The sequence below is a fragment of the Sinorhizobium sp. 22678 genome (assembly GCF_052044265.1).
GTDB classification, from domain to species: domain Bacteria; phylum Pseudomonadota; class Alphaproteobacteria; order Rhizobiales; family Rhizobiaceae; genus Sinorhizobium; species Sinorhizobium meliloti_A.
On the sequence record NZ_JBQEMS010000010.1, the window covers coordinates 263,540 to 270,912 of the forward strand.

Here is a 7,373-nt window from a genome sequence, read left to right on the forward strand (position 1 = left end):
TTGGACCTTGCGGTCACCGCCCTGGTTCGGATGTTCTGCTGGGCACCTGGCGGCACAGGAAGACGGCCATCATCGGGCAATAGTAGTGAGGCGTATCCGTATGGCGACGAAGAAGACCAACGAGTCGATCGACGAAAAGGCGTTCCAGGCGCTGGAAGCTGCCCTGAAGATCGACTTTGACGACCTGAAGTCGGCCTTGAACGACGAGACTTCCCTGGACGGGCCGGTGCCGGAAAGTGTGTCCGAGAGCGCCCGCCAGGCCGCCGGTTCCGGTGAGGCCCGCGCCGCACGAACGCAACAGGAAGCTGCGAAGCCCGCGCGCGGCGCCGAAGCACCGCGCAGTTTTGCGAGCGAAATGGCTCCGAAGCAGCCCCCCCTGGCGCCGGCCAACGATGACACGCGCAAATCCCCGGCCGCCATGCTGCGATCGCTGGAGGTCCGCTCGAGCCGCGCGGCAATCCGCGTCGCTGCGATCGTCTCGCTGGTCTGGACAGTGGCCGGACTCGGCGTCGCCCACCTTCTTTATGCGCCCGGGATCTGGCAGATCCGCTCTCTCGGGGATCTCGCGGCAATGCCTGGAGCGATCGGCATCCTGCTCGGCATCGCCCTGCCCGTCATGCTCTTCTTCTCCTTCGCGATCATGATCTCGCGTGCTCAGGAACTGCGCAGCGCCGCGCGTTCGATGGCCGAGGTCGCGATGCGCCTCGCCGAGCCGGAAACCAATGCCGCCGACCGCGTCATGACGGTCGGTCAGGCCGTGCGCCGCGAAGTCTCGGCGATGAACGAGGGCATCGAGCGCACCATCGCCCGGGCAACCGAGCTCGAAGCGCTCGTGCATTCGGAAGTCAGCGCACTCGAGCGCAGCTACAGCGAAAACGAACTGCGTGTCCGCACGCTCGTCCAGGAGCTCGGTCTCGAACGCGAGGCGATCATCGGTCATTCGGATCGGATCCGCACGGCTATCGCTGGCGCGCATACCAAGCTGAAGGACGATCTCGAAACTGCAAGCGAGGACATTGCGTCGCGCATCGCCGTTTCCGGGGAGGCCTTCGCTTCGCTCATCGATACCCGGGCCGCGGCACTTACCGACAAATCGGACCATGCGCTCGAAAATCTGAGCACCATGCTGACCACGCGGACCGACGCATTGCTTTCGGGCCTTACGACCGCCGGAGTGGCGCTCAGCAACGAGTTCGACGCGCGTCTCGATGCACTCAGCGATAACCTGACGCAGCGTGGCGAGCAGTTGCTCAGCCAGTTCGAAACCCGTGCCTCGACGCTCGACGCCAATACCGAGAAGCTCAACGCCGCCCTGAACGAACGCGCCCGTCAGCTCAACGAGACGCTGATCGCCCGCACACGTGACCTCAATGAGAGCCTCAGGATAGGCCAGCAGGCGATTTCCGGCGGTCTCGACGACGTGCTTTCCTCGCTCAACTCGGCCCTTGACGAAAAAGGAGCGAGCTTCCGCCAGAGCCTCAAGTCGAGCGCCGACGACGCCATCATGGATCTCGATCTGCGCGGCGGCTTTTTCGAGGAAAAGCTGCAGACGACGGTCGGCCAACTGGCAAGCGCCTTCGACGAACGCTTCCACGAATTTGCAAGCGCCTTCGACAAGCGGGCCAGCCAGCTCGACACCAAGCTCATGGAAAGCCTCCACCGGATCAACGAGACCGTTTCCGGCGGCTCGGAGGCGATCGGCGGCGCCCTTGACAGCAGCGTGGACAAGATCAATTCGGCGCTGTCCGACCAGTCGCTCACCCTGGCAACGGCGCTCGGCGCGACGCAGGACTTCATCGAGGAGACGATCGGCAGCCGCACCTCCGAGCTCAGCAGCCTGATCGGCAACGCGCACAACCGCATCGAGAGCGTGCTTTCGGACAAGACCGGCTCGCTGATGGGCGCGCTGACCGAAGCGCAGGAGCGCATCGAAAACGGCTTCGGCCAGCGTGCCGATGCGCTTGCCAACGCGCTGACGGCGAGCGAGCGAAGCCTGACGGACGGACTAGACTCCCGTACATCGGCCTTCATCGAGGGCTTGCAGTCTGCTCATGCCCGCATCGAGCAGACTCTTACCGGCTCCACCGACGAGATCACGAGCGCGATCGCCGCAAGCCAGCATCGGCTCGACAACACGCTTTCGGAACGGACCGCCGCGCTGTCGACCGCCCTCGCCTCAGGAACAAGCGTCATCGAAAGCGCCGTCGGCGGCACAGCAGACCGGCTTGAGCGTGTCCTTTCCGAGCGCGGGCAGTCGATCACCGATGCACTGTCCCACCAGACAGCGGCGCTCGACGGCGTGCTCGCCGAGCGCGCGACGCAAATCAATTCCACCATGTCGGCCCGCGCCAGCGAAATGGCTGACTCGCTCAGCCGTCATGCCGAGGACGTCGCCGACAGCTTGACTTTCCGCGCCATGGCGGTCGCCGAGACCATGACCGACCGCGTCGGCGAGATCGAAAACAAGCTTTCGCAGAGCGTCTCCGAAGTCGCCGAAAACCTGGGCGGCCGCGTCAGCCTGATCGCCGATACGCTCACCGATACCAGCGCCCGCATTGCCGAGGACCTGAGCAGCCGAGTCGGAAAGATTTCCGAGACGCTGGCCGGTACCAGCGCCGAAATCGCGGAAGCGCTTACCGCCCGCACGTCGGAAGCAACGGCTTCGCTTGCAGGAAAAGCGGCCGAGATCGAACAGACGCTCACCGGCAGGGCCTCGCACCTTCGCGATACGCTGACGACGACGCACGACGAGATCCGTTCGACGCTCGACGACCGGATCACGGCGATCAACCTTGCCGTCGGCCAGGGCCGCGAGCAGCTGGAAGAACTGCTCTCGGATCAGTCCATGGCGATGGCAACCACCCTGGCGACCAGCGCCAGCATGCTCGAAATGTCGCTGGAAGAGCGCCAGGCATCGATCGCCGGTGCGATCGAGCGCAGCACCGAGGCGCTCGCCGCCCGCACGTCGGAAGCAACCGCATCGCTTGCCGACAAGGCCACCGAGATCGATCGGACGCTCTCCGGCAAGGCCGCGCAGCTGCGCGACACGCTGGCGACCACCCATGAGCAATTGCGCACGACCCTCGACGAGCGGATCAACACCATCAACCTCTCGGTTGGCCAGGGACGCGAGCGGCTCGAAGAGTTGCTGTCCGACCAGTCGATGGCGATGGCCACCACACTGGCGACCAGCGCCAGCATGCTCGAAATGTCGCTGGAAGAGCGCCAGGCATCGATCGCCGGAGCGATCGATCGCAGCGCCGAGGCGCTCGACTCCCGTATGCGCTCGACGACGGGCGAGATTGCGGAACGTCTGGCCGAAACAGCCGGTCAGATCAGTCTGGCGGCCGACACGCTCACCAATCGCGTCGACATTTCGATCAGCGGCGTCAATAGCCGCCTCGACGAAACCGGCGCGCGCATCGAGACAAGCCTCGGTTCGCTCGAAGAACGCATCCGCGGCAGCGTCGGCGACGTCGACGCCATTCTCGGCGAAACCGGCGCACGCATCGAAACGAGCCTCGGCTCCCTCGAAGAGCGCATCCGCGGCAGCGTGGGCGATGTCGACGCCATTCTCGGTGATACCGGCGCACGCATCGAAACGAGCCTCGGCTCCCTCGAGGAGCGCATCCGCGACAGCGTCGGCAGCGTCAATGCGATCGTCGACAATGCCGGCCAGCGGATCGCCGACAGCCTCGGTGAGCGCGCAGGCGAAATCGACCGGATCAGCGAGGCTGCGGCAACGCGCATATCGACTGCCATCGAAGCCGGCACGGGCCGGATCGAGGAGCGGCTCGGCACGATGGATCGGGCCCTCAATATCGGCCTCGACAACGTAAACCGCACGATCGAAGGGAAAGCTGCGGCGCTCGTAACCAGCCTGCGTGGTGCCGTCAGCGACGCCACCCAGGAGATCGACGCGGAAGCCGCCCGGTCGGCCGGGCTCCTGTCCAAGGCCGGCGCCGACTTCGCGGGTGCGCTCGCCGCGAGCAACGCCGAATTTGCATCGTCGATCGAGCAAACCGCATCGGCCACGGCCGCACGCCACGCCGATCTCGCCCGCTCGGTCGCGGAAGCCGCGGACACGGCGACCGCCCGTTTGGCTTCGACCAACAGCCAGATCGCGACCCATGCCAAGAGCATTCAGCAGAGCCTGACCGAGGCGGAGAAAGCGCTCGATGCGCGCGGCCAGTCCATCCGCAGCACGCTCGACGAAAGCACCCGCGAACTCAACTCGATGCTTGCCGGACGCTCGATGGAACTGTCGCGTCTTCTCGACGAGCAGGCTCGCCCTGTCATCGAACAATACGCCGCCACCGGCAAGGAGGCCGCCGAACGCATCGCTTCCCTCACCCAGGAAAGCGCCGACCGCCTGCGTGCCGAAAACGCCGCGCTCATCAACGCCATTACCGAACGGACCGGCGAGACGCTCGACGCCATCTCGTTGCGTGCGGAAGAGACCGCCAAGGCGATGAAAATGGTCGAGAACCGGCTGCAGTCGACGGCCATGGGCCTGATCGATCAGCTTGCGTCGAGCAATTCGGCGATCGCCACGGTCATCGACCAGGCGAGCGGCAATCTCGGAGACATGGACCAGCGGCTCGAGGCGACCGCCGCAAAGGTCTCGGAAACGGCGCGGCAAGCCTCCGACATGCTCTCCACCTCGACCCGCCTGATCGAAGGCAAAGTCGACAAGCTGTCGGACATTTCCTCCTCGACATTGTCGCAGATCGGCGGCATCGTCGGCCGCTTCGAAGACCATTCGAAGGTACTCGGACAGGCTTCCGACCTCCTGGCGGCCGCCCAGTCGAACCTGGTGAGCACGCTCGAAGAGCGCCAGGACGCGCTTCGGACACTCTCGGTCGGCCTCGTCCAGCGTTCGGAGGAGATCGAGCGGACCATGCGCGCTCTCGAGGGCTTCGTCGACGGCGCCTTCCAGCGCGCCGAGGAACGCTCCGGTCAGGTTGCCGGCAATCTGCGCAGCGGGATCCAAACCTCCTTCGCCGATGTGGGCCGACTGCTGTCGAACACCGAACAGCGGGCAACCGAGGCTGCAGAGGCCCTGCGCGATACGCTTGTGAAGGCGAGCGATGAAGCCGCCGCTTCGGTCGAAGGGGTCTTCTCGCAGGCCGAGGAACGTTCACGCCAGATCGCCGACAGACTGCGCTCCGGCGTCGAGACGTCCTTCGCCGACGCAAACAAGACGCTTTCGCAGGTCGAAGGACGTGCACTCAGCGCCTCCGAGGCCCTGCGGCAGGTCATGGCAAAGACCGGCGAGGAAGCCGGCCAGGCGCTCGAAGGCGCGTTCGCCACCGTGGAAGAGCGTGCCAAGGACGCGGCCTCGCGGCTGCGCGGCAGTATCGGTGCGTCGGTCTCCGACGTCGAGCGTATGCTGGCCGAGAGCGGCAAGAAGTCCGATGGCGTCGCAGCACAGTTGCGCGAAGCCGTCCGCCAGGCGATCGAGGATGCGATCGGCCGTTTCAACGGCGCAACCGACGACATCCGTCGTTCCGCCGGCGAAATCCGCAAGGAACTCGACATGACGCGCGAAGAATTGAAGCGCGGCGCCTTCGACCTTCCGGAAGAGGCCAAGGAAAATGCCGCGCTGATGCGGCGCGCCGTCGGCGAACAGATCAAGGCGCTGCAGGAATTGTCCGAGATCATCGGCAAGTCTTCCTCGCAGCTCGAAGTCGCCCAGCCGGTTCGCCAGCAGGAAGCCCCCGCTGCCCCGGCCGCCCGCGTCGTCGCACCGCAAGCCGTCGTACCGCAGTCATCGCTGCCGCAAGCCGCCGTGCCGCAGCCTGCCGCACCTCAGCCGGCTCCGAATGCCGCTCTGCGCGGAAGCCTGGGCATAGAGCAGGCCACCCGCCCGCTGCAACCTGCCCGGCCGCCGGCAACGGAGGAACGCGCCGAAGAGGGCGGCGGCTGGATGCGCGATCTCCTGCGCGCGGCTTCCCGCGAGGAAGAGCCTGCAGCAGCGCGGCCGCGCTCGGCGGAAAGCCAACCGGTGGCAAAAGCCGGCGACAGCCGCAACCCTCGCCATGTGGTCGAGTCGCTGAATTCGCTCTCGGTGGACATCGCGCGTGCAATCGACCACGACGCCTCCGTCGAGCTTTGGCGTCGCTATCAGCGCGGCGAACGGGACGTCTTCACCCGCCGCCTCTACACGCTGAAGGGGCAGCAGACCTTCGACGAAATCAAGCGCAAATACGATCGCGAACCGGAGTTCCGCACCGCCGTCGACCGCTATATCGCCGACTTCGAGAAGCTGCTCGCCGATGTGGCGCGCAACGATCCCGACAAGCGCATCACCCAGACCTACCTGACGTCCGATACGGGCAAGGTCTACACCATGCTTGCCCACGCGGCAGGGCGCTTCAGCTGACACGGACAGCAATCGGTCTCTCGGGAACGGCCTCGTCGCAAGACGGGGCCGTTTCTATTCATCTCTCCTCTTCCTCATCTCTCTCTGTGCTCGTCACGGAGATGAGAGCAGCGCCGCGCCTGCGGCGCGGAAGAGCCTTTCCAGCCCAACGACTTGGTCTGGCTGGATTCCTGTGACAAGCACAGGAATGAGGGACCGGGATGTCCCGCTACTACATCGAAGCGGAGCGAGACGCTGTAAACGGGCCTGGCCCGCGACCTTTCCGCGCCGCCTCGCTATCTTCACGGTTTATGAAACGCGCCGAGGGGTCGCACCCTCTCGACCCTCATCCCTGTGCTTGTCACAGGGATCCAGCAGCGCCGCGTCTGCGGCGCGGGAAGCGTTCTTTCAGCCCAAGGACTTGGGCTGGCTGGATTCCTGTGACGAGCACAGGAATGAGGGACCGGGAAGTGCGGCCACTACATCGAAGCGAAGCGGGACACTGTACCCGGGCCTGGCCCGCGACCTTTCCGCGCCGCCTCGCTATCTTCACGGTTCATGAACCGCGCCGAGGGGTCGCACCCTCTCGACCCTCATCCCTGTGCTTGTCACAGGGATCCAGCAGCGCCGCGTCTGCGGCGCGGGAAGCGTTCTTTCAGCCCGAGGACTTGGGCTGGCTGGATTCCTGTGACAAGCACAGGAATGAGGGACCGAGATGTGCGACTACTACAACTATCGCTTGCGAATATGCGAGGGAATGGTCAGCCTATGACGCAATGAAAGGTTACGTCTACATTCTCGCATCGAGACGCTGTATACGGGCGTGACCCGGGACCTTCCGCGCCGCCTCACGATCTTCACGGTATAGGACGCGCCGAGGGGCCGCACCCTCTCCGCCCTCATCCCTTATGTGGACGGCTCCCCTTTGCAAGTGTTTTTTGCAGATTTTTTGATCGGATCGCTTGCTTCCATATGTTCGGCCTTTCGGTGTGGCCGCACAGGGCCACTG

General features: G+C 65.1%; 1 protein-coding gene. It reads left to right on the plus strand.

Annotated features, from left to right (window positions below):
• Window positions 1-100: 100 nt before the first annotated feature.
• Window positions 101-6,385 (plus strand): apolipoprotein A-IV repeat region-like domain-containing protein, encoded by a 6,285-nt coding sequence (locus tag ACTJKL_RS17445; protein WP_440853405.1) that lies wholly within the window; start codon window positions 101-103, stop codon window positions 6,383-6,385.
• The last annotated feature ends 988 nt before the right edge of the window (window positions 6,386-7,373 follow it).

What these genes read in the sequence shown, in the direction of transcription:
- ACTJKL_RS17445 (WP_440853405.1), top strand. Translation starts at nt 101, where the DNA reads ATGGCGACGAAGAAGACCAACGAGTCGATCGACGAAAAGGCGTTCCAG.